The organism is Nocardia niwae NBRC 108934 = DSM 45340, from assembly GCF_001613465.1.
GTDB classification, from domain to species: domain Bacteria; phylum Actinomycetota; class Actinomycetes; order Mycobacteriales; family Mycobacteriaceae; genus Nocardia; species Nocardia niwae.
In genome coordinates, this window is the sequence record NZ_BDCK01000017.1 from 212386 (window position 1) to 238002 (window position 25617).

General features: G+C 69.0%; 22 protein-coding genes and 2 tRNA genes. 13 read left to right on the top strand and 11 right to left on the bottom strand.

The window, feature by feature from the left end; translation table 11 throughout:
* Positions 1-40 precede the first annotated feature (40 nt).
* Positions 41-568 carry a winged helix-turn-helix transcriptional regulator gene (locus NNI01S_RS09885; protein ID WP_063019726.1) on the top strand — a complete coding sequence of 176 codons (528 nt, stop codon included), beginning with the start codon at positions 41-43 and terminating at the stop codon, positions 566-568.
* A gap of 3 nt (positions 569-571) precedes the next feature.
* Here NNI01S_RS09885 and NNI01S_RS09890 read toward each other — a convergent pair whose 3' ends face one another.
* Positions 572-1378 (bottom strand): nucleotidyltransferase domain-containing protein, encoded by an 807-nt coding sequence (locus NNI01S_RS09890; RefSeq protein ID WP_063019727.1) that lies wholly within the window; start codon positions 1376-1378, stop codon positions 572-574.
* Positions 1379-1430: 52 nt separating this feature from the next.
* Positions 1431-2621 (bottom strand): MFS transporter, encoded by a 1191-nt coding sequence (locus tag NNI01S_RS09895; protein ID WP_063019728.1) that lies wholly within the window; start codon positions 2619-2621, stop codon positions 1431-1433.
* Positions 2622-2698: 77 nt separating this feature from the next.
* Between NNI01S_RS09895 and NNI01S_RS09900 the strand changes: the two genes are divergently transcribed.
* A complete protein-coding gene (locus tag NNI01S_RS09900; protein WP_245676056.1) occupies positions 2699-3640 on the top strand; it encodes a LysR family transcriptional regulator in 942 nt (313 codons plus the stop codon).
* 717 nt (positions 3641-4357) lie between these two features.
* Here the strand turns inward: NNI01S_RS09900 and NNI01S_RS09905 are convergent.
* Together NNI01S_RS09905 and NNI01S_RS09910 are read right to left on the bottom strand one after the other, a co-directional pair.
* Complete coding sequence (locus NNI01S_RS09905; protein ID WP_063019730.1) at positions 4358-6067, bottom strand: alpha/beta fold hydrolase; 1710 nt, start codon at positions 6065-6067, stop codon at positions 4358-4360.
* A gap of 67 nt (positions 6068-6134) precedes the next feature.
* Positions 6135-6689, bottom strand: a complete 555-nt coding sequence (locus tag NNI01S_RS09910) for a TetR/AcrR family transcriptional regulator (RefSeq protein WP_063019731.1) — start codon at positions 6687-6689, stop codon at positions 6135-6137.
* A 142-nt stretch (positions 6690-6831) separates the two neighbouring features.
* Between NNI01S_RS09910 and serA the strand changes: the two genes are divergently transcribed.
* Positions 6832-8430: a phosphoglycerate dehydrogenase gene (serA, locus tag NNI01S_RS09915; protein ID WP_063019732.1), complete on the top strand. Its 1599-nt coding sequence runs from the start codon at positions 6832-6834 to the stop codon at positions 8428-8430.
* A gap of 275 nt (positions 8431-8705) precedes the next feature.
* Entirely contained in the window at positions 8706-9713 is a 1008-nt protein-coding gene (locus tag NNI01S_RS09920; protein WP_063019733.1) for a 3-isopropylmalate dehydrogenase, read from the top strand.
* A 349-nt stretch (positions 9714-10062) separates the two neighbouring features.
* Here the strand turns inward: NNI01S_RS09920 and NNI01S_RS09925 are convergent, their stop codons facing one another.
* The gene (locus NNI01S_RS09925; protein WP_063019734.1) at positions 10063-11244 is read right to left on the bottom strand and encodes an MFS transporter; all 1182 of its coding nucleotides are present in this window, start codon (positions 11242-11244) and stop codon (positions 10063-10065) included.
* 203 nt (positions 11245-11447) lie between these two features.
* On the opposite strand from NNI01S_RS09925, the gene NNI01S_RS09930 reads away from it, so the two are divergent.
* From NNI01S_RS09930 to NNI01S_RS09945, 4 genes are all read left to right on the top strand, one after another.
* Positions 11448-12221, top strand: coding sequence for a fumarylacetoacetate hydrolase family protein (locus tag NNI01S_RS09930; RefSeq protein WP_063019735.1), 774 nt, complete (start codon positions 11448-11450; stop codon positions 12219-12221).
* Positions 12222-12234: 13 nt separating this feature from the next.
* On the top strand, positions 12235-13725 hold the full coding sequence (gltX, locus tag NNI01S_RS09935) for a glutamate--tRNA ligase (protein WP_063019736.1): 1491 nt from the start codon (positions 12235-12237) through the stop codon (positions 13723-13725).
* Between the two features lie 115 nt (positions 13726-13840).
* Positions 13841-13912: transfer RNA gene (locus NNI01S_RS09940), tRNA-Gln, on the top strand.
* A 145-nt stretch (positions 13913-14057) separates the two neighbouring features.
* Positions 14058-14130 (top strand) — tRNA-Glu (locus tag NNI01S_RS09945).
* A gap of 534 nt (positions 14131-14664) precedes the next feature.
* On the opposite strand, the gene NNI01S_RS09950 is transcribed toward NNI01S_RS09945, so the two are convergent.
* From NNI01S_RS09950 to NNI01S_RS09960, 3 genes are all read right to left on the bottom strand, one after another.
* Positions 14665-14844, bottom strand: a complete 180-nt coding sequence (locus tag NNI01S_RS09950) for a DUF5302 domain-containing protein (RefSeq protein ID WP_063019737.1) — start codon at positions 14842-14844, stop codon at positions 14665-14667.
* A 148-nt stretch (positions 14845-14992) separates the two neighbouring features.
* A complete protein-coding gene (locus NNI01S_RS09955; RefSeq protein ID WP_063019738.1) occupies positions 14993-15493 on the bottom strand; it encodes a pyridoxamine 5'-phosphate oxidase family protein in 501 nt (166 codons plus the stop codon).
* 33 nt (positions 15494-15526) lie between these two features.
* Complete coding sequence (locus NNI01S_RS09960) at positions 15527-16228, bottom strand: IclR family transcriptional regulator (protein ID WP_063019739.1); 702 nt, start codon at positions 16226-16228, stop codon at positions 15527-15529.
* 155 nt (positions 16229-16383) lie between these two features.
* On the opposite strand from NNI01S_RS09960, the gene leuC reads away from it, so the two are divergent.
* From leuC to NNI01S_RS09975, 3 genes are all read left to right on the top strand, one after another.
* A complete protein-coding gene (leuC, locus tag NNI01S_RS09965; protein ID WP_063019740.1) occupies positions 16384-17805 on the top strand; it encodes a 3-isopropylmalate dehydratase large subunit in 1422 nt (473 codons plus the stop codon).
* A 39-nt stretch (positions 17806-17844) separates the two neighbouring features.
* The gene (leuD, locus tag NNI01S_RS09970; protein WP_063019741.1) at positions 17845-18453 is read left to right on the top strand and encodes a 3-isopropylmalate dehydratase small subunit; all 609 of its coding nucleotides are present in this window, start codon (positions 17845-17847) and stop codon (positions 18451-18453) included.
* A gap of 156 nt (positions 18454-18609) precedes the next feature.
* Positions 18610-19257 (top strand): HU family DNA-binding protein, encoded by a 648-nt coding sequence (locus NNI01S_RS09975; protein ID WP_063019742.1) that lies wholly within the window; start codon positions 18610-18612, stop codon positions 19255-19257.
* 197 nt (positions 19258-19454) lie between these two features.
* On the opposite strand, the gene NNI01S_RS09980 is transcribed toward NNI01S_RS09975, so the two are convergent.
* The 3 genes from NNI01S_RS09980 to cofC form a co-directional block, all read right to left on the bottom strand.
* Complete coding sequence (locus NNI01S_RS09980; protein ID WP_174554385.1) at positions 19455-20417, bottom strand: NUDIX hydrolase; 963 nt, start codon at positions 20415-20417, stop codon at positions 19455-19457.
* Positions 20414-22585, bottom strand: coding sequence for an RNA degradosome polyphosphate kinase (locus tag NNI01S_RS09985; RefSeq protein ID WP_063019744.1), 2172 nt, complete (start codon positions 22583-22585; stop codon positions 20414-20416). The genes NNI01S_RS09980 and NNI01S_RS09985 overlap by 4 nt, the downstream gene beginning before the upstream one ends.
* 71 nt (positions 22586-22656) lie before the next feature.
* Positions 22657-23340 (bottom strand): 2-phospho-L-lactate guanylyltransferase, encoded by a 684-nt coding sequence (cofC, locus tag NNI01S_RS09990; protein ID WP_063019745.1) that lies wholly within the window; start codon positions 23338-23340, stop codon positions 22657-22659.
* Positions 23341-23371: 31 nt separating this feature from the next.
* Between cofC and NNI01S_RS09995 the strand changes: the two genes are divergently transcribed.
* Both NNI01S_RS09995 and NNI01S_RS10000 read left to right on the top strand, forming a co-directional pair.
* The gene (locus tag NNI01S_RS09995) at positions 23372-24367 is read left to right on the top strand and encodes an NAD(P)H-dependent glycerol-3-phosphate dehydrogenase (protein WP_063019746.1); all 996 of its coding nucleotides are present in this window, start codon (positions 23372-23374) and stop codon (positions 24365-24367) included.
* 87 nt (positions 24368-24454) lie between these two features.
* Positions 24455-25558, top strand: a complete 1104-nt coding sequence (locus NNI01S_RS10000) for a D-alanine--D-alanine ligase family protein (protein ID WP_063019747.1) — start codon at positions 24455-24457, stop codon at positions 25556-25558.
* The last annotated feature ends 59 nt before the right edge of the window (positions 25559-25617 follow it).

Sequence of the window (25617 nt, forward strand, 5' to 3'; positions counted from 1 at the left end):
TATATTGCAAGCAGTAGGTGTCGAGCGAGAGGAGCGCCGTATGCGCGAGGACGGACGTTCGGGGTGCCCGATCAACGCGACGATCGAGGTCATCGGCGACCGGTGGACGCTGCTCGTCCTGCGCGACGTGATGTTCGGCAACCGGCGCCACTTCCGTGAGCTGCTGGCCGGATCGGAGGAGGGCATCGCCTCCAACATCCTCTCCGATCGGCTCAAGCGCCTGGTGGCGGCCGGACTGCTCAGCCGCGCGGATACCCGGCCCGGTCAGAAGGCCGAGTACCGGCTCACCGAACCGGCGATTCAATTGGTGCCGGTCATGGCGCAGCTCGGCGCGTGGGGATTGCGCCACCGCACGACCACCCGGCGTCTTCGGGTGCGGGCCGAATTGCTCGAGGCGGGCGGTCCGCGATTGTGGGCCGAGTTCATGGACGAACTCCGCGAGAGCCACCTCGGCATACCTCGCCCGAACCCGGACCGGCCGTCCGCGACGCAACAGCTCGCGCGGGCCCATGCCGACGCGGTCGCCGAGTCCCCCGACACGGAGGAGCCGGTGGCTTCCGGGGCGTAGGCGTCAGCCCGCCAGCGCCTCGGAACGGAAGAATTCCGCGGTGATCGCGCGGGCACGCGTGCGGTCGCGATCACCGGACCGGCGGAACACCTCTGCCGCGCAGGTGAATTCGGCGGCAATGAACTCGGTGATCGGCACTGGCGCCGATCCGCTGCCCATCTCGCGGGTCCGCGACTTCAGGTCGGTCAGCTCGTCCACCGCCGCCGACAGTTCGGTGGGCAGCTCGCACTGCCGCATCAGCGTAGGCAGATGCATCGGCGCGACCGCATCCGCGGGATGCTCGCGCAGCCAGCGCAGCGCCATCGCCGGACGCAGCGCGTAGAACACCTTCTTCAGCGATCCGGTGCGCTCGTACAGCGCCCACTGCTTGGCGCCGAGATGCAGATAGTGCCGGGCGATCCGGTCGCGGTCGGCGACCTCGTCGGCCACCGCGCGCAACCGATCGCGGAATCGCGTATCGCCGCGATACACGATCGGCGACATCAGCCACTCGACGAGCACCGCGTTGCCCTGCACCAGCAGCCGCAGCGCCTTGGCCAGATCCCAGCCGTTCACATCGAGCAGGTCCGTGAGCGGCGTCTCGACCACATCGCGGGCGCGCCACGGAGAAAGGTAGGTCTCCAGCGCCGCGACGTAGACGAACCGGCAGTCGTAGTCCGAATCGGGAGAGGGGAATCCCCAAGCGCGGCTGCCGCTTTCGATCGCCAGCCGGATCGAGACCCGGTGCTCCCGCTCCACCCGGTCCAGCTCACCATCGATGGACCCGACCACCGCCGGGTCCATCGAAGCCGGTATCGCGCGCAGAGTCACGGACGCGATGATAGGTGCCGGAAACAGGATGTCGCAGCTGCTTTTTCGCCGTTCAGGGCCGCCGCATACCGTTCCCGAGCGCGGCGACGATTACGGCTACGACCGCGAGTGTCCCGCCAAGCCGCATGGCGGCGGCGACGCCGATCACGTCCGCGGCCACGCCGCCGGTCAGCGATCCCAGTGCGATGGCGGCATTGAACACTCCGGCGAACAGCGCGGAGGCGCCTTCCTTCGCCTGCGGCGCGGCGGCGAAGACCCAGGTCTGCGTGGTCACCGAGACGCCGCCGTAGGCCACGCCCCACACGATCATCAGCACGATCGCCTGGGGAAACGAACCGCCGAGCACGGGCAGGGCGATCGCGGCCGCGGCCAGGATCGAGCCGATCACGACCAGAGTCTTCCGTGGTGTCCGCGCCGCCGCCGCTCCTGCCGCGAAATTTCCCGCCACCCCGGCGATTCCGTAGACCAGCAGCAGTGTCCCGACCGCCGCCGCGGCGACGCCGGTCACTTCCTCGAGCACCGGCCGCACGTAGGTGTAGGCGGCGAAGTGGCCGGTGACCAGGAACGCCACCACGAGCAGCGCGACGCGTAAGCCCCGTTGCCGGGTCAGCCGCAACACGCCCCGCAACGGCAGTGCTTCCGTCGCGGGCAGCCGCGGCAGCAAGGCCGCCATGGCCCAGAGCACCGCCAGCGCGAGGCAGGCCGCGGCCACGAACGCCATCCGCCATCCGGCGAGCGCGCCCAGGACGGTGCCCGCGGGGATCCCGAGCACCGAAGCGACCGCGACACCGGAGAAGATCAGCGACGTCGCGGTGGCCACCGAGCGCGCGGGCACCAGTCGCGCAGCGAGACTCGCTGCGATCGCCCACACCCCGCCCATACCGACGCCGACCAGTACCCGGGCTCCGATCAGCACGCCGAAACCGGGCGCGCAGGCCGTCCCGAGGTTGCCGAGCGCGAGCACCGCCATCAACCCGCACAGCACGACCTTGCGCTCCACCCGGCGCAGCGCCGCAGTGACCAACGGCGCCGACAGTGCGGCCACCAGGCCAGTCACCGTCAACGCGAGACCGGCGCGGCCTTCACTCACCCGCAGCGCCGCGCCGATCGGAGTGAGCAGGCCAACCGGCAGCATCTCCGAGGTCACCACCGTGAACGTGGCCGCTGTCAGCGCGCCGACGCCGAGCCGGCCGCGAAGCGCCGAAATCGGACGCGTCGCAACGACTTCCCGAACCTGTGTCATGTACTCCAGGCAAACGCCCGCGGCGGGGGGAAACAACGGCGAAGGTCTCATCGTTCTATGAGCTGGACTCATCGACCGTGGAAGGGAAGCTGATGGGTGGGCTGGAGGTCCGTGAATTGGAGGCGTTCCTCGCGCTCGCCGAGGAACTGCATTTCGGGCGGGCCGGTGAGCGGTTGTATGTGTCGCAGAGCCGGGTGAGTCAGCTGCTGCGCGCGCTGGAGCGGCGCATCGGCGGGCGGCTGGTCGAACGAACCAGCCGCAGCGTCCGCTTGACTCCGCTGGGCGTGGACTTCCTCGCCGAGCTGCGACCGGCCTACGCCGCCTTGCGCGCGACGGTCGACGGCGCCCGCGCCGCGGCCAGAGGCTTGGACGGGCGTTTGCGCCTCGGGTTCCAGGGCGCGGGCAACGATCACCTGATGGCCGCCGTCGAGCTGTTCCAGCGGTGGCACCCGGACTGCTCGGCCGAGCTTGTCGAGATTCCGCTCGCCGATCCGTTCGGCCCGGTGCGGCGCGACGAGGTCGACGCCGCGGTAGTGCTGCTGCCGATGGGTGAGCCCGACCTGGTACTCGGAGCGGTATTCGCCGGGCAGCGGCAGACGCTCGCGGTGGCGAGCTCCCATCCGGTCGCCGGACGCGCCGCGCTGTCGGTGGAGGATGTCGCCGAGTTCCCGTTGATCGGAGTGCGCGCCCCCGCGCCGGAGTACTGGCGGCGGGCGCAGAAGCTGGATGTGACGCCGGAGGGCCGGGCGGTATGCCCCGGCCCGGAGGTCGGCACGTTGGAGGAGGGCTTGGCCGCGGTGGCGGCCGGCCGCGGCGCGATGCTGCTGTGTCATCCGACCGCGGAATCACACCGCAGGCGCCCGGTGGCCTTCGTCCCGGTGACCGGCATCGCCGAGTCCCGGCTGGGGCTGGTGTGGCCCCGCCACCGTGCGACCGCGCGGGTGCGCGCGTTGTCTCGCGCGGTAGCCGCCACGAAGGAGGCAGGGGACGTGCGGTCGGTCACCGCGGAGGCATCCTGATCTACTCCGCTGTCAGGATCGCTCCGGCGTCCGAATAGCGGCGCCGACATGGCGTTGCGAATTCCCGGAGTCGTTGTACGAGCGGCGGGATAATTATTTGCGTTCTCTATCGCGGAGCCTGTGAGTGTCATCGGCGAGAGTGTGCATCGGCCCCTTTCGGGAGGTCTTTCCGGCATTTCTCCCGGCGATTCTCCATGTCTATTAGTGAAGGAAACTATTGCGGCGGATTCACGCTTCGACCTGGACGTTTGACTATTTGTCCAGCTCAATACGCTCATCTTGAGTGATTCGACTCACCATTCGAGCGGAATGTGGTCTGCATCTCTATGTATGCGAATTTCGTAACCGTCGCCGACGGGTCGTCGATGTCCTCTCTGTCAGCCAGTTCGACTGGATGCATTCGAGGAAGAGGTATTTTCATGATCCCCGTTATCATCGACACCGGCAGCGCTGCTCTGAACGGTCTTTTCGATACGCTCGGCGCCGCTGTGCACGGTCTTGTCGACACCCTGTGGACGGGTTCCTTCGGCGGCCGCTGACCGACGTGACGGTCGAGGCGATCGACCGGGTCCCACGCCGACCCGTGGCGTGATCGAGCGGGCCCCCGCACCGGATGGTGTGGGGGCCCGCCGCTGTGTAAGCCCCTTCCGCCGGGCCGCGCCACGGTGTTCGACCTTCGTCTCGGAACGGTCGGCGCGGTTTCCCGTATGGGTCGGCTCAGTTGCGCGTCCCCACGGCGGAGACCCGGGTGAGTTCGGCCGCGAGTCGTGCGGGATGGGTCAACTGCGGGTAGTGGCCTGCGCCCTCGATCGTGGCCGAGCCGTGAGTCGTCGTGACGGTGAGCGGATCGGCGGTACCGGTGACGATCCGCACGGGCACCTCGATCCGTTCGAGCAGGGTTCGCAACTCCGCCCGCCGCGCGGGGGCGCTCGCCCGGCGCAGCGCGGCGATGGTGCGGGCGGCGACGCGCGGCCTGCGCAGATTGGCCGCGGCGCTCGCGATCGCGGCGCTGTCCGGCACGCCGAGCCGACGCGCCAGGTCGCCGGCCGACATGCGGCGCAGCGCCGCCGCGGCCAGCGGTGAACGCAGCAGCAAGCCCGACCGTGGCTGGAGGAACGCGGGAGCCACCAGCACCACCCCGGAGATCCGCTCCGGGTGCTGCGCCGCGTAGCGCAGCACCGGACCGCAACCCAGCGAGTGGCCGACCAGCACCGGGCGGGTGCGGACGGAGGCGAGCAGTTCCGGCAGCACCGCGTCGGGATCGCCGGGCGCCGAGCGTCCCAAGCCGGGCAGGTCCGCGACCAGGCTCGGCCCGTCCAGCTCGGCGCGCACCTCGTTCCACGACTCGCCGTCGAGTGGAAGGCCGTGCAGCAGAACGTAGTCCGGACGCGCGCGTTCACCGCTCACCCAGAGGCCGTCGGCGAAACCGGCCGTCGGATCGTCGGCCACCGCGCCGAACCGGCTGGCCACGAGATGGTCGGCCCACGAGAGCAGGGTCGCCTCGGTCGGCGGCATGGTGAGCCCGGCGCGGCGGGCCACCTCCTGGGCCGCCGAGGTGTCGTAGCGGTCGTCGGCGATGAACGTCATCGTCTCCGGATCGGCGCCGGTCAGTGCGCGAGGGAGCTTGGCGATGACGCCCACCGGAATGGAGAACCGCGGCGCGGGCACGCCGAGGTGGCCGGCCAGCAGCCGGATCAGTTTCGGCAACACGGGGGTTCGATCGTCGAGAACCGTGTAGGACCGGCCGTTGGTGTCGGGCAGTGCGGGCAGGCTGATCAGAAAGTCGGTGAAGTAGTCCACATCGACGATCGGCACGAAGGTGTCGGGTCCGCCGGGGATGGCCGGTAGCCGCCCGTTCCACAGGTCCTCGACGACGGTGGCCAGCCCGATGTATTGGCCGGGGCCGATCACGCTGCTCGGGTTCGCGATGGTCAGCGCGATGCCGAGTTCCGCCGCCCGGCTGCGCAGCAGCGGGTCGGATTCGAACTTCGAAGCGCCGTACGCGCCGTTCGCGTAATGCTGTTCCTCCGATTCCTCCACCGTGATCCGATAGCCCGTGATGTGCACGAGCCGTCGCAGTTGGGGGAGTGCGGCGGACCAGTCGAGCACGCGCAGCGCACCGGTGACGTTGACCGCGTACGCGTCCTCGGCCGCGAGCCCGAAGGCGAAGCGGGCCGCGCAGTTGTACACGTCGCGGATGCCGGACGCGTCGAACCCCGCGGGCAGGCCGAGATCGCGGGCGGTGACGTCACACGTGACGATCTCCAGCCCGCTCGAGTCCACCCCACGCCGCCGCAGCCAACTGATGAGCCGCTCTTCGCTGCCCGGCCGCAACCCGGCGGCCACGGAATGTCCCTGCTCGAGCAAGCGGGCGACCGCGTTGCGGCCGAGGAACCCGGCGGCTCCGAGAACGATGCTGTCGGACATGACTTCTCCTTTTAGACCGGTCTACATATTTTGTTGCCATACGAGAGCGCCGACGCGGTACCCGCGCTCAGAGCAGGGAGTGCAGCGCCCGCTCGACGCGTTCCAGGGGTTCGCGACTGCGTTGTGCCCGGGCCAGCAACAGCGCGCCTTCGACCATCGCCAGCATCGCGGCGGCCAAATCGTCGGCGTCCTTACGGCCGTCGGCGCGCAGTCGCAGTCGCAGCGCCTGTTCCCAGGCGGCGTACGCGGCGGCGCACTCGGCCTGGATCGGATCGTTCGCGGCCGCGACGTCCAGGGCCACCGTGGCGACCGGGCAGCCCTGCTGCCAGCCCGACGCTTCCAGCCGATCGCCGAACGCGCGCAGCAGTCTGCTCGCGGCTCCGGCGGCGTCGCCGGGCTCGATCGCGTCGATCAGCGCCGCGATCTCCTTGCCCGCCTGGGCGATCGCCGCGGCGACCAACTCGTCCTTGCCGCCGGGAAAGTGGAAGTACAAAGACCCGCGCGGCGCCCCGCTGGCCGCCAGGATCTGATTGAGCCCCGCGCCGTAGTAGCCGTGCCGCTCCACCAGGGTGCGCGCGGCGTCGACGAGTTTGCCGCGAGTCTCGGTGCCTTTGACGCCCATGCACCGACTGTAGACCGGTCTTCATATTTTTGCCAATGGTGCGACTGATGACGGCCGCCTACCAGGTGGTAGCCGGGCCGGAAATCGCGCGCACTAAGCTTGTCGGCGGTAATTGCCGACCCCATCCCCAGGAGTACTCCACGTGAGCCAAGCAGGCCGTCCTGTAGTTCTGATCGCCGACAAGCTCGCCCAGTCGACCGTCGACGCGCTCGGTGACGGTGTCGAGGTCCGGTGGGTCGACGGACCGGACCGCCCGGCCCTGCTGGCCGCGGTCCCCGAGGCCGACGCGCTGCTCGTGCGGTCGGCGACCACGGTCGACGCCGAGGTCCTGGAAGCCGGGAAGAACCTGAAGATCGTCGCCCGCGCCGGTGTCGGCCTGGACAACGTCGACGTGCCCGCCGCCACCGAGCGCGGCGTCATGGTCGTGAACGCGCCGACCTCCAACATCCACACCGCCGCCGAGCACGCGGTCACCCTGCTGCTGGCCGCCGCCCGCCAGGTCCCCGCCGCCGACGCCACGCTGCGTGAGCACACCTGGCAGCGCAGCAAGTTCAACGGTGTCGAGATCTTCGACAAGACTGTCGGCGTCATCGGCCTCGGTCGCATCGGCCAGCTGTTCGCCGCCCGCCTGGCCGCCTTCGAGACCAAGATCGTCGCCTACGACCCCTACGTGTCGCCCGCGCGCGCCGCGCAGCTCGGCATCGAGCTGCTGACCCTCGACGAACTGCTCGAGCGCGCCGACCTGATCTCGATCCACCTGCCGAAGACTCCGGAGACCAAGGGCCTCATCGGCAAGGAGGCCATCGCCAAGACCAAGCCGGGCGTGATCATCGTCAACGCCGCCCGCGGTGGCCTGGTCGACGAGGCCGCCCTGGCCGACGCGATCAAGTCCGGTCACGTGCGCGCCGCGGGCCTGGACGTGTTCGAGACCGAGCCGTGCACCGACAGCCCGCTGTTCGACCTGCCGCAGGTCGTGGTCACCCCGCACCTGGGCGCGTCCACCTCCGAGGCGCAGGACCGCGCGGGCACCGACGTCGCCAAGTCGGTGCTGCTGGCCCTGGCCGGTGAATTCGTGCCCGGCGCCGTGAACGTCACCGGTGGTGCCGTCGGTGAAGAGGTCGCCCCCTGGCTGGACATCGTCCGCAAGCAGGGCGCTCTGCTCGGCGCGCTGTCCAACGAGCTGCCGGTCAGCGTCGAGGTCCAGGTGCGCGGCGAGCTGGCCGCGCAGGAGGTCGGCGTGCTGGAGCTGTCCGCGCTGCGCGGCATCTTCTCCGCGCTGGTCGAGGACCAGGTCACGTTCGTCAACGCCCCCGCACTGGCCAAGGACCGCGGCATCACCGCCGAGGTCACCACCGCCTCGGAGAGCCCGAGCCACCGCAGCGTCGTCGACCTGCGCGCCGTGTTCGGCGACGGCAGCACCCTGAACGTCGCGGGCACGCTGACCGAGCCGCAGCTGGTGGAGAAGATCGTCAACATCAACGGCCGCAACTACGACATGCGCGCCGAGGGCCTGAACCTGGCCATCCTCAACTACGAGGACCGGCCGGGCGCGCTGGGCAAGATCGGCACCAAGCTCGGCGAGGCCGAGGTCGACATCCTGGCCGCGCAGCTGACCCAGGACGTGGACAAGGAAGGCGCCACCGTCGTGCTGCGCGTGGCCCGCGAGGTGCCCGCAGGCGTGCAGGCCGCGATCGCCGAGTCCGTCGGTGCGGCCAAGGTCGTCCAGGTCGACCTGACCTGATCCGCTCGGGGCGCTCTGCCCCGGCGAACGCTGAATCGGCGCCGCGCACGAACATCGTGCGCGGCGCCGGCCTCTCGGTCGGCGCGCCACCGGCGTGCGGATCGGCGCGCGTACGCGATACCCGGCGGCCGCGCGCCCGGTGCTCGGCGATCCGGCCGCGCCGAGTACCGTGACGATGCTGCGGTCACCCGGCCGGAACGTCGTGCACCCGGCGGTCGCGTGTGAGCCGCACGTCGTGGCGGCCGCGACCGGCACAATCGAACGGAGCATTTCTCATGAAGCTTGCTGTCATCCCGGGCGACGGGATCGGGCCCGAGGTCATCGCCGAGGCGCTCAAGGTGCTCGACGTGGTCGTGCCCGGCGTCGAGAAGACCGAGTACGACCTCGGTGCGCGCCGCTACCACGCGACCGGTGAGATCCTGCCGGACTCGGTGCTGCCCGAACTGAGACAGCACGACGCGATCCTGCTCGGCGCGATCGGCGACCCGTCGGTGCCCAGTGGCGTGCTCGAACGCGGCCTGCTGCTGCGTACCCGGTTCGCGCTGGACCACCACGTGAACCTGCGGCCGTCCAAGCTGTTCCCCGGGGTGACCAGCCCGCTGGCGGGCGACCCCGACATCGACTTCGTCGTCGTGCGCGAGGGCACCGAGGGCCCGTACACCGGCACCGGCGGCGCGATCCGCGTCGGCACCCCGCACGAGGTGGCCACCGAGGTCAGCACCAACACCCGCTTCGGCATCGAGCGCGTGGTGCGCTACGCCTTCGCCAAGGCCCAGGCCAGGCGCAAGCACCTGACCCTGGTGCACAAGAACAACGTGCTCACCTTCGCCGGTTCGCTCTGGCAGCGCACGGTGGACGAGGTCGCGGCCGAGTTCTCCGAGGTCACCACGGCTTACCAGCACATCGACGCCGCGACCATCCACATGGTCAACGACCCGGGCCGGTTCGACGTGATCGTCACCGACAACCTCTTCGGCGACATCATCACCGACCTCGCCGCCGCCGTGAGCGGCGGCATCGGCCTGGCCGCCAGCGGCAACATCGACGCGTCCGGGACGAACCCCAGCATGTTCGAGCCCGTGCACGGCAGCGCCCCCGACATCGCCGGCCAGTCCAAGGCCGACCCCACCGCGGCGATCCTCTCGGTCTCCCTGCTGCTCAATCACCTGGGCAACACCGAGGCGGCCGCGCGCATCGAGTCGGCGGTCGCGAAGGACCTCGAGTCGCGCTCCGGCGCCGCGTCGACCGTGGAGATCGGCGACCGCATCGCCGCCACTCTCTGACCGTTCCCTTCCTGCCTTCGGCCTCTGTACGGATCCCGCGCCTCGACCGCTGTCTCGCACATCGGCGTCGTCTGTACAGAACCATCGGCCGCGCGAAGCAGTCCCCGGCGGGCCGATACCCCGCGCGTGTCCGCCTGCTACGCCACTCCGGCGCGGCTCGGCCTCGTCTGCGGCCCGATTTCGGTCGCGCGACGCAGACTCGAACACGACCGGACTACTCGGACGTCCGGGGCGGCTGCCTTTGCGGTCCGTCCGAGGCTGTGCCGTCGAGTTTCGGTGGTGCCCAGAGACAAGACCGTCTTGGGCCCTCGGGGCGGACTTCGGCCCGGGCGACGTTCGGGGCGCGGGCCTAGTCGGCGTCGCGGGGGACGAGGGGGACCGCCGCGACGGCCGTGACGGCGGCCAGGAAGAAGGCGGCGGGGAAGCCGCTCGCGGTGATCAGCGCGCCGAACACCGGCGGGACGGCGGCCATGGCCAGGTTCTGGCCGGTGTTCTGAACGCCGAGGCCCCGGCCGCTCCAGTACGGACCGGCGATCTCGGCGACCGCGGTGAAGGCCAAACCGTTGTCGGAGACGGTGATCACGGACGCGGCGATCAGCAGGGGGATGGCGGCCCACCACCAGTGGGTCCACGCGGTCAGCGCCAGCCCGGCCATCGAGAGCACGGCGGCGACAGCGACCGTGCGCAGCGGTCCCATCCGGCTGCCGACCCGATCCGACCACGCGCCCGCGCCGATGCGGCCCAGCGCGCCGAGGATCTGCGTGACGGTCACCAGCGCGCCCGCCGCCGCCAGCGACCAGCCGATGTCGCGGTGCAGCCACAGCAGCGCGAAGGTCCACACCGTGCCCTGCGGGACGACCAGCAGCACCGAGACCAGATGGATGCGCCACAGCGTGGCGTCGTCACGATAGGGATTGGCGCGCAACGCCGGATCGGCGTCGGAGCGGGCCGGGCGCGGCGGGTCGACGATGCCGGCCAGGCAGCCCACGGCCGCCGCGCCCGCCATGAGCGCGGGAACGAGAATCGCCGCCGGCACGCCGTGCGCGGCGGCGACGGCCGGAATCGCCAGCGCGCCGACGCCAACTCCAAGCGGCTGCGCTGTCTGCCGGATGCCCATCGCCAGCCCGCGCCGGTGCGGCGGGAACCAGCCGACGATCACCCGGCCGCTCGCGCCGTTGGTGCTGGCCGCCCCGACGCCGCCGAGGAACAGCAGCGCGCCCAGGGCGATGTCGTTCGTCGTGGCCGCCGCGGCGCAGCCCGCCGCCGACATCAGCAGTGGACCGCCGACCAGCACCTTGCGTTCGCCGATCCGGTCGACCAGATAACCCCACGCGATCAGGGTGCACACCAGTCCGACGGTGGGCATGGCCACCAGCAGACCGGCCGTCGCCAGCGACATGCCGTGATCGGTCAGCGCGGGTAGCAGGAACGGGACGCCGTGAATGAAGACCGCGCTGGAGGCCTGGGCGAACACCCCGAGACCGAGCATGGACCAGCGCCGAACCTCGTCGATCTGCGTCACGGTCGCCATCGGCCTCACCTCTAAGTCTCATTATTTGGGATTCTGTTCCCACTTTGTGAACTAGCCTGCTTACGGTACACCCGTGCGGCCCCGCTGTTCGACGGCTCCGGCTGTCGAACTCCTCACAGCGCGGCCGCAGCTCCGGCGCGCCGGTTCCGACCACTCGGTCGGGCGCGTTCGAGCAGGTGACGGCGGGTCGATAGACTCCGGGCATGCGTCTAGGTCGAGTTGCCAGTCCCGATGGAGTCGCCTTCGTCAGCATCGAAGGCGACGGAAGCGACAGCGTGGCCAAGGAGATCGCGGAACATCCGTTCGGCACACCGACGTTCACCGGCCGGAGCTGGCCGCTGGCCGACGTGCGGCTGCTCGCGCCGATCCTGGCCAGCAAGGTGGTCTGCATCGGCAAGAACTACGCCGCCCACGCCGCCGAGATGGGTGGGCCCGCCCCCGCCGACCCGGTGATCTTCCTCAAGCCGAATACCGCGATCGTGGGGCCGAACGCCCCGATCATCTTGCCGCCCAGTTCATCTCAGGTCGAATACGAAGGGGAGCTGGCGATCGTCATCGGCCGCCCCTGTAAGGACGTGCCCGCCGCCCGCGCGCTGGACGTGGTGCTGGGTTACACCGCCGCCAACGACGTGACCGCTCGCGACCAGCAGCGCCACGACGGCCAGTGGACCAGGGGGAAGGGTTATGACACCTTCTGCCCGCTGGGTCCGTGGATCGAAACCTCCTTGGACCCTTCGGATCTGGAGATCGTCACCGAGCTCGACGGTGAAGTCCGCCAGCGCAGCCGCACTTCGCTTCTCCTGCACGACATCCCGAAGCTCATCGAGTGGATCACCACCGTGATGACGCTGCTGCCCGGTGACGTCATCCTCACCGGCACCCCCGAGGGCGTCGGCCCGATGCGCGAGGGCCAGCAGGTCTCGGTGACCGTCGAGGGCATCGGCACCCTCACCAATCCCGTTGCCGCCAAACGCTGATCGAAAGAGAGCCATGACTGAAGTACGGGTCCGATTCTGCCCGTCACCGACCGGAACGCCGCACGTCGGCCTGATCCGCACGGCGCTGTTCAACTGGGCCTACGCCCGCCACCACGGTGGCACATTCGTCTTTCGTATCGAAGACACCGATGCCGCACGGGATTCCGAGGAATCCTACCGGGCGATTATCGATGCGCTGCGCTGGCTCGGGCTCACCTGGGACGAGGGGCCGGAGGTCGGCGGCCCTTACGAACCATATCGTCAGTCGCAGCGAAAAGATCTGCACCGGGACGTGGTTCGGCGTTTGCTGGAAGCCGGTGAAGCGTATGAATCGTTCTCCACGCCGGAGGAAGTAGAGGCCCGCCATCGCGCCGCGGGACGCGATCCGAAGCTCGGCTACGACAACTACGACCGCGGCCTGACGGCCGAGCAGATCGAGGCGTACCGGGCCGAGGGCCGTCCCGCCGTGATCCGGCTGCGAATGCCCGACGAAGACCTGTCCTGGAACGATCTGGTGCGCGGCGAGACCGCCTTCAAGGTGGGCAGCGTGCCGGACTTCGCGCTCACCCGTGGCAACGGTGAGCCGCTGTACACGCTGGTCAACCCGGTCGACGACGCGCTGATGCGGATCACGCACGTGCTGCGCGGGGAGGACCTGCTCTCCTCGACGCCGCGGCAGCTCGCGCTGTACGCCGCATTGCGCCGGATCGGGGTCACCGATTTCACGCCGGAGTTCGGTCACCTGCCGTTCGTCATGGGCCAGGGCAACAAGAAGTTGTCCAAGCGTGATCCGGAGTCGAATCTGTTCGCCCACCGCGACCGCGGCTTCATTCCTGAGGGTTTGCTGAATTATCTCGCGCTGCTCGGCTGGGGACTGTCCGAGGACCGCGACGTGTTCTCCATGGCGGAGATGGTCGAAGCCTTCGACATTTCGAAAGTGAATTCGAATCCGGCCCGTTTCGACCAGAAGAAGGCGGACGCCCTGAACGCCGAGCACATTAGATTGCTGGCGCCGGGTGATTTCGCCCACCGACTGCGGGAGTATCTCACCGAGCACGGCCGTATCGGCGCCGAAATCGATGAGAAGGTCTTCGCCGCGGCGGCGGAACTCGTACAGACCAGGATTGTCGTGTTGTCCGACGCCTGGGAGCTGTTGCGTTTCTTGTTCGCGCCGGCGGAGGAGTTCGCGATCGACCCCGCGGCGGGAGCCAAGAATCTCGGTTCCGACGCGACCGAGGTATTGCAGGCCGCTATTGCCGCGGTCGAGCCGTTGACCGAGTGGACCACCGAGGCGATCGAGGAAGCGCTGAAAAAGGCGCTGATCGATGATCTCGGGCTGAAACCGCGCAAAGCCTTCGCTCCGGTGCGGGTCGCGGTCACCGGATCGCATATCAGCCCGCCGCTGTACGAATCGCTGGAACTGCTCGGCCGCAGCGTCACCCTGGACCGGCTGCGCTCCGCGCTGGACTGGGAGGAGGCGGGCCAGGGCGCGTCAAAAGGCTGAAAATAGGGCTTTGACCAGGCGATTTGTAGTTAACCCGTAGCCGTTTGGTACTCTTCTTCTCGGCCCGGAACACGGTCTCGAGTCACCCAGACGCGAGGCTGAACGACCTGGTCATTGGGGTATGGTGTAATTGGCAACACAGCTGATTCTGGTTCAGCCATTCTAGGTTCGAGTCCTGGTACCCCAGCGGAGAGTGTTGGAAGACTTCGGTTCGCGGCCGGAATCCCTCAGCACCTGGCGATTTGGTCGCCGGGCCTCGGCCAGTTAAGCTAGCCGAGCCTCCTGATCGAAAGATCACCACGGCGCTCCTCGCGACAGCGAGAAGCAGTCCTGGCCCCGTCGTCTAGCGGCCTAGGACGCCGCCCTCTCAAGGCGGTAGCGCGGGTTCGAATCCCGTCGGGGCTACACGAGTGAAAGGCCCATGCTCATGGAGCATGGGCCTTTCTCGTTTCGCTATGTCTTGTGGGGGTGCGACCCCGACACCCCGCCCGGAGGGCTTCGCCCCGCCTGGAACGTGGTGGTTCTGTGGGGGGCTCCTCCGGTGACTCGCGCATCAGCGGTGGCCGCGCAGCTTGCGGCGCCGCGCCTGGCGAGAGCGGGATGGGCACCGCGACCGACCTCGGGGAGCGGCCGGTGCAAAACGTGAGGCGCACCGAGGCGGCGATCCGGACGGCCGTCAGGGCGTCCTGTGACATCGCCCGAGGCGACGGTTGCGGCGTCACCGGATTGCGGGCGCCTGGTTCTACCGAGCCACCCGAGTAGGGGCCGGTGCGGCTGCGCCGCCGGCACGAGACGCCGGTCGCGGATATCGACCTGCCACAAGACCGGACCCGCCGGACACGGCGAGTCCGGGTGCCCCTTCAGCGCGTCCGGCGCGTACCGGCGCAAAAAGAAGGTCCTCCAGCGATCTTGCTGGAGGACCTTCGCCGACTGCTCGGACTAGCCGCTCTTGCGCCGGAATTCCCGCTTGTTGCCGACCGCGGCATGCGCCCCGGACGCCTTCGACCGTCCGTCGAGGTGGTCGGCCGCGCGGGCGTTCTGCTGGTTCTTGCGCTCCAGTGCTTCCCGGAATTTGCGCTTCACCTCGTCGGCGCCAGTGGACTTACCCGAATCCGCCATCGCTGCTCCTCGTCGTCGCGGCCGCGCGGCGCGTCCTCGCGGGCGCCGCTGCCCGGCCGATTTCTGTCGAACACCCCGACGCTAGCCCGTGCGGGGCGGTTGTGTCAGTTGGATTTCGGGCGCGTCGCGCGGCCCGATCGCGCCGGGGTCAGTCCAGGGCCGGTGCGGTGCTGCCGCCGAGGGGCATCTCCGGAAGGCCGAGCTTGCGATGATCCCAGCTGCGCGTGCGCTCGGGAACGACGCGCACGGCGACCCGCTTGTGCAGCATGGCCTCCACCATCGGCCGCACCTCCTCGCTGTAGGGGCCGGTATAGCGTTCCCAGACGCTCACGCCGACGGCGAAGAGTTTCTCGGGGTCCTCGACGATCTCGGCGCGGCCCTCGATCGAGACGCCCCTGAGCTGGTCGTAGGTGTCGCCCGCCTCGACCATGCAGGTGACCCGGGGGTCACGGCGCAGGTTGACCGCCTTCTGCGATTTGGCCTTGGTCTCGAACCAGATCTCGCCGTCGATGAGCGCGTACCACATCGCGATCAGGTGCGGCGTGCCCTTCGGGCCGATCGTCGCCAGCGTCGCGATGCGGCTGCGCTGCAGGAACTCGGTGATCTCGGTGTCGGACATCACGATCTGTGCCCGTTGGTTGACTCCCATGGGCCAACTCTAGAGAGTTCGGACTGAAACGGGTTACAGGCGCTTGTGCAGGGCCTCGGCCGCCGCGACCAGATCCGCCGCCCACCGGGCGCCCGGCCTGCGGCCCATCCGATCGATCGGTCCGGACACCGAGACGGCCGCGACGACGCTGCCTCCGGCGTCGCGCACCGGTGCGGAAACGCTGGCCACGCCGGCCGCCCGCTCGGCCGCGCTCTGCGCCCACCCCCGCTTGCGCACCTCGGCCAGCGCGCGCTCGCCGAACACCGCGTCCGCCAGGATGGTGCGCTGCAGCTCCGGGTCGGCCCACGCCAGCAGTACTTTGGCCGCCGACCCCGCGGTGAGCGGCAGCCGCGCCCCGATCGGCACGGTGTCGCGCAGTCCGACGGGAGGTTCCAGCGCCGCGACGCAGACGCGGGCGTTGCCGTCGCGGCAGTACAGCTGGACGCTCTCGCCGGTGATCTCGCGCAGCCGGGGCAGAATGGCCGACGCGGCCTCGAGCAACGGGTCGTTGGCGCTGGTCGCGAGCTCGGCGAGGGCCGGGCCGGGCCGCCAGGTGCCGTTGCTGTCGCGAGCGAGCAGGCGGTGCACTTCCAAACCGACGGCGAGCCGGTGCGCGGTGGCGCGCGGTAGCCCGGTGCGCGCGCACAGCTCGTTGAGACCCGACGGATGCTCGGCTACGGCGTACAGGACCGCCACTGCTTTGTCGAGAACGCCGATGCCGCTATGCTGTCTCATAGAACGATACTAGCGTCTCGGATGTTGAGAAATCCACCTTCACGGATTCCGCCCTTCAGCGTCCGGACCAGGCGCAGCTATCCCAACTTGTGCAACCGTCACCGCGTCGGAGTCCAGATCGCGGAACGGCTGCTTCGTCCGAAAGGTGATCGACTATGGCCGAACCGCGCACGCTGGCCGAGAAGGTGTGGGACCAGCACGTCGTCGCTCGCGGGGAGGGCGAGGGTGCCTCGCGCGAACCGGACCTGATCTACATCGACCTGCATCTCGTCCACGAGGTGACCAGCCCGCAGGCTTTCGACGGCCTGCGCGCCGCGGGCCGGCCGGTGCGTCGGCCGGATCTCACGATCGCGACCGAGGATCACAATGTGCCGACGGTCGATATCGACAAGCCGATCGCCGACCCGGTTTCGCGCACCCAGGTGGAGACGCTGCGGCGCAACTGTGCGGAATTCGGTGTGCGGCTGCACCCGATGGGCGACCTGGACCAGGGCATCGTGCACGTGGTCGGGCCGCAGCTCGGCCTGACCCAGCCGGGCATGACCGTGGTCTGCGGCGACAGCCACACCTCGACGCACGGGGCGTTCGGCGCGCTGGCGATGGGCATCGGCACCTCCGAGGTCGAGCATGTGCTTGCCACCCAGACCCTCTCGCTGCGGCCGTTCAAGACGATGGCGATCACGGTGGACGGCGCCATGCCCGCGGGCGTGACGAGCAAGGACCTGATCCTGGCCGTCATCGCGAAGATCGGCACCGGCGGCGGCCAGGGCTACGTCCTGGAGTATCGCGGGGAGGCCATCCGGGGCATGTCGATGGAGGCCCGAATGACGATCTGCAACATGTCCATCGAAGCGGGCGCGCGGGCCGGGATGATCGCGCCGGACCAGACGACCTACGAATTCCTCAAAGGACGGCCGCACGCGCCGCAGGGAGCCGACTGGGACGCCGCGGTGGCCGCCTGGGAGGCGCTGAAGACCGACGAGGGCGCCGTTTTCGACGCCGAGGTGCACATCGACGCCGCTGAGCTGACCCCGTTCGTCACCTGGGGCACCAATCCGGGTCAGGGCGCCCCGCTGGGCGAGGCGGTGCCCGATCCCGCCGCCTTCGCCGACGAGGTGGCCCGTGAGTCCGCGGAGAAAGCTCTGCGTTACATGGACTTGGAGCCGGGTACTCCGCTTCGACAAGTGCCGATCGACACCGTATTCGTCGGTTCGTGCACCAACGGACGCATTGAGGATTTGCGTGCGGTGGCCGGGATTTTGAAGGGGCGTCATGTCGCCGACGGCGTGCGAATGCTGGTTGTACCGGGGTCGATGCGGGTTCGCGCCCAGGCGGAAAAAGAAGGACTCGGGGAGATTTTCACCGCGGCGGGCGCCGAATGGCGGCAGGCGGGCTGCTCAATGTGCCTGGGAATGAATCCGGACCAGCTCGAGCCCGGCCAGCGTTGTGCGTCCACCTCGAACCGCAACTTCGAGGGCAGGCAGGGCAAAGGCGGCCGTACGCACCTCGTTTCTCCCCTCGTAGCGGCCGCGACGGCGGTCCGCGGAACTCTGTCGTCGCCTGCGGATCTGGACTGACCGGCCCCGATTCCCTCAAACAAACCCAGGAGATTCGTAATGGAAGCCTTCACCGTGCACAAGGGCGTCGGGGTGCCGCTGCGCCGCTCCAATGTCGATACCGATCAGATCATCCCGGCCGTCTACCTCAAGCGGGTGACTCGGACCGGATTCGAGGACGGGTTGTTCGCCGCATGGCGCACCGATCCCGACTTCATTCTGAACATCCCGCCTTACAACAGGGGTAGTGTGCTGGTGGCGGGCCCGGATTTCGGTACCGGATCGTCACGTGAGCACGCTGTTTGGGCGCTGTCGGACTCCGGCTTTCGGGTGGTCATCTCATCCCGGTTCGCCGACATCTTCCGCGGCAATGCGGGCAAGGGCGGTCTGCTCGCCGCTCAGATGTCACAGAACGATGTCGAAATGCTCTGGAAGTTGCTCGAGGAACAGCCGGGCTTGGAATTGGTTGTGGACCTCGAGGCGCGCACGGTGACGGCCGGAACCGTCGTGTTGCCGTTCGATATTGATGACTACACCAGGTGGCGTCTGCTGGAGGGATTGGATGACATCGGGCTGACGCTGCGCCGGGAGGACACGATCGCCCGGTTCGAAAAGGCAAGGCCAACATGGAAACCCACGACCCTCCCGGCACATATTTCGCAGACGTAATCACCCTTGCCGGTTAGCTGGACAGCCGGAGTTGCGGTAGCTGGACGTGTGCTAAACCACATGAATTTTGGCGTGGCACATAGACTCTTGCCCAAAGTGGGTTTACCGTGGTACCTAGTCGGTCCGACGACGGGCCATTAGTCTGCGGAGGATTCAATGAACAAGGCGGAACTGATCGACGTTCTGACCGAAAAGTTGGGTACGGACAGGCGCACGGCCACCGCGGCAGTCGAGCATGTGGTCGACACCATCGTGCGCGCGGTGCACAAGGGTCAGAGCGTCACAATCACCGGATTCGGTGTGTTCGAACAGCGTAAGCGGGCGGCTCGCGTCGCCCGGAACCCGCGTACCGGCGAAACTGTGAAGGTCAAGCCCACTTCGGTACCCGCGTTCCGTCCCGGCGCTCAGTTCAAGGCGGTGATCGCGGGCAAGCAGAAACTGGCCGCGACCGGGCCCGCCGTCAAGCGCGGGGTGAATGCGCCGGTGGCCGCGAAGAAGGCGGCGGCGAAGAAGACGGCAGCCAAGAAGACCGCCGCCAAGAAGTCGACGCCGACCAAGGCGCCCGCCAAGACCACGGCCCGTAAGGCCGCTGCCAAGGCCCCGGCGAAGACCACAGCGCGCAAGACGACCGCTACCAAGACCGCTGCGAAGAAGGCGCCCGCGAAGAAGACCGCGGTCGCGAAGAAGGCTCCGGCCAAGAAGACGGCCACCAAGGCCACGGCGGCCAAGAAGACCACCGCCGCCAAGAAGACCCCTGCGAAGAAGACCGCGGCCAAAAAGTCCTCGGCTCGTGGAACCCGCTGATCTCGAGCCACCGCCGGATCGGCGCTGAATGCGCGGCCCCACGACTGGGCCCATTCGCCTCAACGTCGAGACGGCCCCGGGAGACACCCGGGGCCGTTTTCGGCTGTCCGCCTACCGTGAGCTCATCCCCGCGACGCGTCGCGGTCGTCGATCGGCGCCCGGCCGACCCGCGCGGTGACGACGGAGTTGCCGTCGGATCAGGACTGCCCGTCGTAGGCTGACAGCGATCGATCCAGATGGTCGGCGGCCACCAAGCGATGGCCGACGAACGACAGCACCCACACACTGCCCTTGCGATTGCGCGCCGACGGCAGCACGAGTCCGTCGCGTTCGGCCAGCCGGCCCAGCAGATCCGGGATCACCTTGCCCTGACTGCAGACGACGCGAACAACCTTGTCCGACACCAGGGCTCGAAACCGCTCCCCGGCCTCGTCCGGGCGCTCGGCGTACCCGTCCTCGGAAAACACTGGCTCCTCGATGATTTCGACGCCGAGCTTGTCCGCCAGCGGAGCCACGGTCTGCACGCAGCGCAGGGGAGGAGCCGAGTAGACCTCAGATGCGCCGAACGCCAGGAGATTCGGCGTGATCGCGCGCGCCTGCGTCTCACCCTCGCGGTCGAGCGGGCGCTGGTCGTCGGGCCCGTTGAAGCGGTTCCGGCGGCCGGCTTTGGCATGCCGCACCAACAGGAGCGTGTTGGTGCGCGCGGGTAGCCGGGTGAAGGCGCGCACCACCTGCCGGTCCATCGGATACGACAACTGGTCCATCACCCGGTCCAGCGGATGCCAGCTGAGCACGTCCACCTCGGAGTTGGCGGTGAACTCCCCGCTGACCAGTTCCGCGGCCCAGTAGTCGACCCGCTTGAGCTTGCGATGGCCCGGAATCGGGTAGGTCACGTGGCCGAGGTAGCGGCCCAGCTTGCACTCCAGCCCGGTCTCCTCGCGAACTTCGCGGACCGCGGCCAGCACCGGGGTCTCACCCGGATCGAGCTTGCCCTTCGGCAGTGACCAGTCCTCGTACTTGGGGCGGTGCACGAGCGCGATCTCGATCGCCCCGCTGGGCGACTCACGCCACAGCACCGCCCCCGCGGCGTAGATGTTGGCGGTGACGCGGGGATCCCACAACGGGCCCCCTTCCTGTTCGAACCCCGTTGTGGCGTTCACTGCTGTTCTGGCCTCCGCAGCCGCATCAAGAATTCCTGATGGTCTCTGATCTTGTCCCCGTCGCCGGATGTCCCCGGCGACGCTCGCCAGGTGCCGTCCGGTTGCAGCACCCAGCAGCGCGTGGTCGGCGAGAGGGCCGACTCGAACACCTCGCAGAGTTGTTCGGTCAACCGCGGGTCCTTCACCTGCGCCATCACCTCGACCCGCCGATCCAGGTTGCGGTGCATCATGTCGGCGCTGCCGATCCAGTACTCGTCCTGCGCCTGGAAGTGCAGGACGCGCGAATGCTCCAGGAAACGGCCGAGGATGGAGCGAACCTCGATGTTCTCGCTCATGCCGAGGACACCGGGGCGCAGACCGCAGATGCCGCGCACCACGATCTGCACCGGCACCCCCGCCTGCGAGGCCCGGTACAGCGCGTCGATGATCTCCTCGTCGACGATCGCATTGGCCTTCAGCCGGATTCGGGCGTCCTCGCCCTGACCCGCCAGCTCGGTCTCGCGCTGGATGCGCTCGATGATGCCGGAGCGCACGCTGTGCGGGGCCACGAGCAGGTTGCGGTAGTTCTCCTTGCGCGAGTAACCGGTCAGCGAATTGAACAGGTCGGTCAGGTCGGCGCCGATTTCCGGTGCCGCGGTGAGCAATCCGACGTCCTCGTACAGACGTGCGGTCTTCGGGTTGTAGTTGCCTGTCCCGATATGGCAGTAGCGGCGAATGGTGGAGCCCTCGCGACGCACCACCAGGCAGGTCTTGCAGTGGGTCTTCAGGCCGATGAGGCCGTACACCACGTGCACGCCGGCCTGTTCCAGCGCGCGGGCCCACTTGATGTTGGCCTGCTCGTCGAAGCGCGCTTTGATCTCCACCAAGGCGACCACCTGTTTGCCCGCCTCGGCGGCGTCGATGAGCGCGTTGACGATGGGGGAGTCACCGGAGGTGCGGTAGAGCGTCTGCTTGATGGCCAGCACCTGCGGGTCGGCGGCGGCCTGTTCGATGAAACGCTGCACGCTGGTGGAGAAGGAGTCGTACGGATGGTGCACGAGCACGTCGCCCTCGCGCAGCGCGGCGAAGACGTTGCGCGGCGTCTCCCGCTCGCCGAACGCGGGCGGTGTCGCGGGGACGTACGGGGTGTCCTTCAGATTCGGCCGGTCCACCCCGTACACCTGCCACAGGCAGGACAGGTCGAGCAGCCCGGGCACCTGGATGACATCGCCGGGGTCGACGTCCAACTCCCGCAGGAGCAGATCGAGCATGTGCTCGGTCATGTCGTCGGACACCTCGAGTCGCACCGGCGAACCGAACCGCCGCCGGGCAAGCTCCCGCTCCAGGGCCTGCAGCAGGTCCTCGTCGCGATCCTCGTCGACCTCGAAGTCCGCGTTGCGGGTGATCCGGAACGAGTGGTGCTCCACCACATCCATGCCGGGGAACAACAGATCCAGGTGCGCGGCGATGAGCGCCTCCATCGGCAGGAAAGCGGCGATCGGAGAGCCGGAATCGGTGCGGCGCACGCGGACGAACCGGTCGACGTTGTCGGGCACCTTGACGCGGGCGAAGTGCTCGCCGCCGGTCGAGGAGTCCTTCACCGTCACCGCGAGGTTGAGACTCAGTCCGCTGATGTAGGGGAAGGGGTGCGCCGGGTCCACCGCGAGTGGGGTGAGGACCGGGAACACCTGGTCCTGGAAGTAGCCCGAAAGACGCTCGCGTTCGCCGTCGTCCAGGTCGGACCAGTCGATGATCGCGATACCCTCGGCGGTCAGCGCGGGCAGCACGCTGTCGAGGAAGACGCGGGCGTGCCGCACCGCGATCTCCTGCGTGCGCGCGGCGATCAATTCCAGCTGCTCGCCGGGAGAGCGGCCGTCGGCCGAGCGGACCAGCAAGCCGGTCTCGGCGCGGCGTTTCAATCCCGCCACTCGCACCATGTAGAACTCGTCGAGGTTCGAGGCGAAGATCGCCAGGAATTTGGCCCGCTCCAGCAACGGCAGCGACGCGTCCTCGGCAAGGGCGAGCACGCGGGCGTTGAAGTCCAGCCAGCTCAATTCGCGATTGAGGTAGCGATCGCGTGGCAACCGCACCGCCGACGAGTCGGCGGACAGGGGTGTCGCCGCCGGGGGTGGCGTGGGAAGCAACGGCTGCTGCTTGACGGTTTCCGTATCGCTCACGCCAACGATCATCCCCTACCGGAGAGGCCACGCGCATCCCGCGACCACGATCGTCATGTGTCTCACGCCACCACGGCGACCGGCTAGCACACGTGTGGAACGTGGTCGTGAACGCCGCCCGGCCATCCGATGTCGTGCAGGACAGCGCGAGTCGCGTTCCCGGCGCCGAGGGCCACCGCGCGGTTCAGGTCGTCGGGGGTGTCGACGTCCAAGCGCAGCCCGGGCCAGTCTCCGGCGAGGTCGACCGCTCCGGCGTCGATATGGCTGCGCGCCGACCCGGGGCCGAAGCGGGGGTCGAGCGCGGCTTCCGGATCGCGGACCACGAGCGCGGCGGTGCCGCTGCCCTCGTGGTCGACCACGATCGAGCGCAGGCCGCGCGGAGCGGCGGCGAGCATGTCCGACAGCTCTTCCGAGCGCAGCGCGGGCAGATCGGCCTGCAGCGCGAGCAGATCGATCGGCCCATGCGCGCCGCGCAACGCGGCGGCGGTGGCGGCCAGCGCGGTGTTCAGTCCTTCGGCCTGCGACTGCCGCGGTTCCGGATGGACGTCGGCGCCGAGCGTGCGGGCCATTCCCGCGACGGTGGGATCCGGCGTGACCACGGTGACCGACACGATCTCGTGGACCGCCGCGGTGGCGGTCACGGTATCGGCGAGCATGGCCAGCACCAGCCGCGCCCGGTGCTCCGGGCGCAGCCGGTCGGCCAGTCGGCTCTTGGCCCGATCGAGGCTCTTGACCGCGATCACGGCGTGCACGGCGTGCGGACGCATGCGAGCAATCCTTCCATGGCATATTGGGCTGATGACGAGGGCGGCTGTGCTGGGCGCGGGATCGTGGGGCACCGCGTTCGCGAAGGTGTTGGCGGATGCGGGAACCGAGGTCACGATCTGGGCTCGGCGGCCCGAGGTCGCCGCGACGCTGGCCTCCGAACATCGCAATCCCGATTACCTGTCGGATATTCCGCTGCCGCCGATCGCGGCGACCTCCGACCCGGCGGTGGCGCTGGACGGAGCGGACATCGTCGTGCTGGCGGTGCCGTCGCAGTCGCTGCGCGCGAACCTCGCGGAGTGGAAAGGGCTGATCCCGGACGACGCCACCTTGCTGAGCCTGGCGAAGGGGATCGAGACCGGGACGCTGCTGCGAATGAGCCAGGTGATCGAGGAGGTCAGCGGAGCGGACCCGAGCCGGATCGCGGTGCTGTCCGGACCGAACCTGGCCCGGGAGATCGCGCTGTGCCAGCCCGCCGCGACCGTGATCGCCTGCTCCGACGACGACCGCGCGGTCGCGGTGCAGCACGCGAGCGCGACCGGATACTTCCGGCCCTACACCAACACCGATGTCGTCGGCTGCGAGATCGGCGGCGCGTGCAAGAACGTCATCGCGCTGGCCTGCGGCATCGCGTCGGGGATGGGCCTGGGCGACAACTCGATCGCCAGCCTGATCACCCGCGGCCTCGCCGAAATCATCCGGCTCGGGGTGGCGCTCGGCGCGGAACCGGTGACGCTGGCAGGACTGGCCGGAGTCGGGGACCTGGTCGCCACCTGCACGTCTCCGCTGTCGCGCAACCGGTCCTTCGGCCACGTGCTCGGCGCGGGCGGATCGATGGAGGCCGCCCAGTCGGCCACTCATGGCCAAGTCGCGGAGGGTGTGAAGTCCTGCACTTCGGTGCGCGCGCTGGCCGAGCGGCACGGTGTCGAGATGCCGTTGACCACGTCGGTGCACCAGGTCTGCCATGAAGGGCTCTCCGTGCGCGAAGCGGTCGGCAACCTGCTCGGGCGGCGGATGAAGCCGGAGTGATCCGCCCCCGCGACACGCGGGCGGCGGCCGGGGTGTCCGGGACGGTCAGCGGTGGGAGCGCGCAGTGAAACGGGTACGGTTCGGGGCATGACGAACCGGATCAGGGTGGCTGTGGTGTTCGGCGGGCGCAGCAATGAGCACGCCGTGTCCTGCGTATCGGCCGGTAGCGTGCTGCGTCACCTGGATCCGGAGAAGTACGAGGTCGTGCCGATCGGCATCACCACCGAGGGCCGCTGGGTGCTCGGCGGTGCGGACGTGGCGGCGCTCGGCATCCACGATCGCGCCCTGCCGTCGGTGGACGCCGCGGGGACGGCCCTGACCCTGGCCGCGGACCCGAGCCGCGCGGGGGCGCTCATCGCGCTCGACGATCCGAGCGCCGCGCTCGGCACGGTCGACGTGGTCTTCCCGATTCTGCACGGGCCGTTCGGCGAGGACGGCACGCTGCAAGGAATGCTGGAACTCGCCGGAATTCCGTATGTCGGCCCTGGTGTGCTGGCCAGTGCGGCGGGCATGGACAAGGAGTTCACCAAGAAGCTGCTCGCGGCCGAAGGACTTCCGATCGGCACCCAGGTGGTGCTGCGGCCCGGCGCCGCGACGGTCACCGAGGAGGACCGGCTGCGCCTGGGCCTGCCGGTGTTCGTCAAGCCGGCTCGTGGCGGTTCGTCGATCGGCATCACCCGCGTCACCGACTGGGACGACCTGGACGCCGCCATCGCCGCGGCGCGCGCGCACGACCCGAAGGTGATCGTCGAAGCGGGCATCGTCGGACGTGAAGTGGAATGCGGGGTGCTGGAATTCCCGGACGGCCGGGTCGCGGCGAGCGTGGTGGCGGAGATCCGGATGCCGGAGAGCGGCACCACCGCCGAGGATCCGGCGTTCTACGACTTCGACACCAAGTACCTCGACGACGTCTGCGAATTCGACGTTCCCGCCAAGCTCGACGACGAGGTCGCCGAACAGATCAGGGAACTGGCCGTGCGCGCCTTCCGTGCCCTCGACTGCCAGGGGCTGGCGCGGGTCGACTTCTTCGTCACCGAGCAGGGGCCGGTGATCAACGAGATCAACACGATGCCGGGGTTCACCGCCATCTCCATGTACCCGCGGATGTGGGAGGCCACCGGTGTCGATTACGCCGCACTGATCTCCACGCTCATCGAAACCGCGCTCGTCCGCGGCACCGGTCTGCGGTAGGCCGTCGACGGAGCAGGACCGGGTTCCGCAACGGTCGCTCGGCGAGCGACCACCGGGGA

Excerpts from the sequence above, each read along its gene's own strand:
- cofC (WP_063019745.1), bottom strand. The coding sequence starts at position 23,340 with ATGCGTCCGCACGCCGTGCACGCCGTGATCGCGGTCAAGAGCCTCGAT.
- leuD (WP_063019741.1), top strand. The coding sequence starts at position 17,845 with ATGGAAGCCTTCACCGTGCACAAGGGCGTCGGGGTGCCGCTGCGCCGC.
- NNI01S_RS09955 (WP_063019738.1), bottom strand. The coding sequence starts at position 15,493 with ATGGGAGTCAACCAACGGGCACAGATCGTGATGTCCGACACCGAGATC.
- NNI01S_RS09975 (WP_063019742.1), top strand. The coding sequence starts at position 18,610 with ATGAACAAGGCGGAACTGATCGACGTTCTGACCGAAAAGTTGGGTACG.
- NNI01S_RS09925 (WP_063019734.1), bottom strand. The coding sequence starts at position 11,244 with ATGGCGACCGTGACGCAGATCGACGAGGTTCGGCGCTGGTCCATGCTC.
- NNI01S_RS09930 (WP_063019735.1), top strand. The coding sequence starts at position 11,448 with ATGCGTCTAGGTCGAGTTGCCAGTCCCGATGGAGTCGCCTTCGTCAGC.
- NNI01S_RS09920 (WP_063019733.1), top strand. The coding sequence starts at position 8,706 with ATGAAGCTTGCTGTCATCCCGGGCGACGGGATCGGGCCCGAGGTCATC.
- NNI01S_RS09905 (WP_063019730.1), bottom strand. The coding sequence starts at position 6,067 with ATGTCCGACAGCATCGTTCTCGGAGCCGCCGGGTTCCTCGGCCGCAAC.
- NNI01S_RS09950 (WP_063019737.1), bottom strand. The coding sequence starts at position 14,844 with ATGGCGGATTCGGGTAAGTCCACTGGCGCCGACGAGGTGAAGCGCAAA.
- NNI01S_RS09895 (WP_063019728.1), bottom strand. The coding sequence starts at position 2,621 with ATGACACAGGTTCGGGAAGTCGTTGCGACGCGTCCGATTTCGGCGCTT.
- NNI01S_RS09960 (WP_063019739.1), bottom strand. The coding sequence starts at position 16,228 with ATGAGACAGCATAGCGGCATCGGCGTTCTCGACAAAGCAGTGGCGGTC.
- gltX (WP_063019736.1), top strand. The coding sequence starts at position 12,235 with ATGACTGAAGTACGGGTCCGATTCTGCCCGTCACCGACCGGAACGCCG.
- NNI01S_RS09885 (WP_063019726.1), top strand. The coding sequence starts at position 41 with ATGCGCGAGGACGGACGTTCGGGGTGCCCGATCAACGCGACGATCGAG.
- NNI01S_RS09910 (WP_063019731.1), bottom strand. The coding sequence starts at position 6,689 with ATGGGCGTCAAAGGCACCGAGACTCGCGGCAAACTCGTCGACGCCGCG.
- NNI01S_RS09995 (WP_063019746.1), top strand. The coding sequence starts at position 23,372 with ATGACGAGGGCGGCTGTGCTGGGCGCGGGATCGTGGGGCACCGCGTTC.
- NNI01S_RS10000 (WP_063019747.1), top strand. The coding sequence starts at position 24,455 with ATGACGAACCGGATCAGGGTGGCTGTGGTGTTCGGCGGGCGCAGCAAT.
- leuC (WP_063019740.1), top strand. The coding sequence starts at position 16,384 with ATGGCCGAACCGCGCACGCTGGCCGAGAAGGTGTGGGACCAGCACGTC.
- NNI01S_RS09985 (WP_063019744.1), bottom strand. The coding sequence starts at position 22,585 with ATGATCGTTGGCGTGAGCGATACGGAAACCGTCAAGCAGCAGCCGTTG.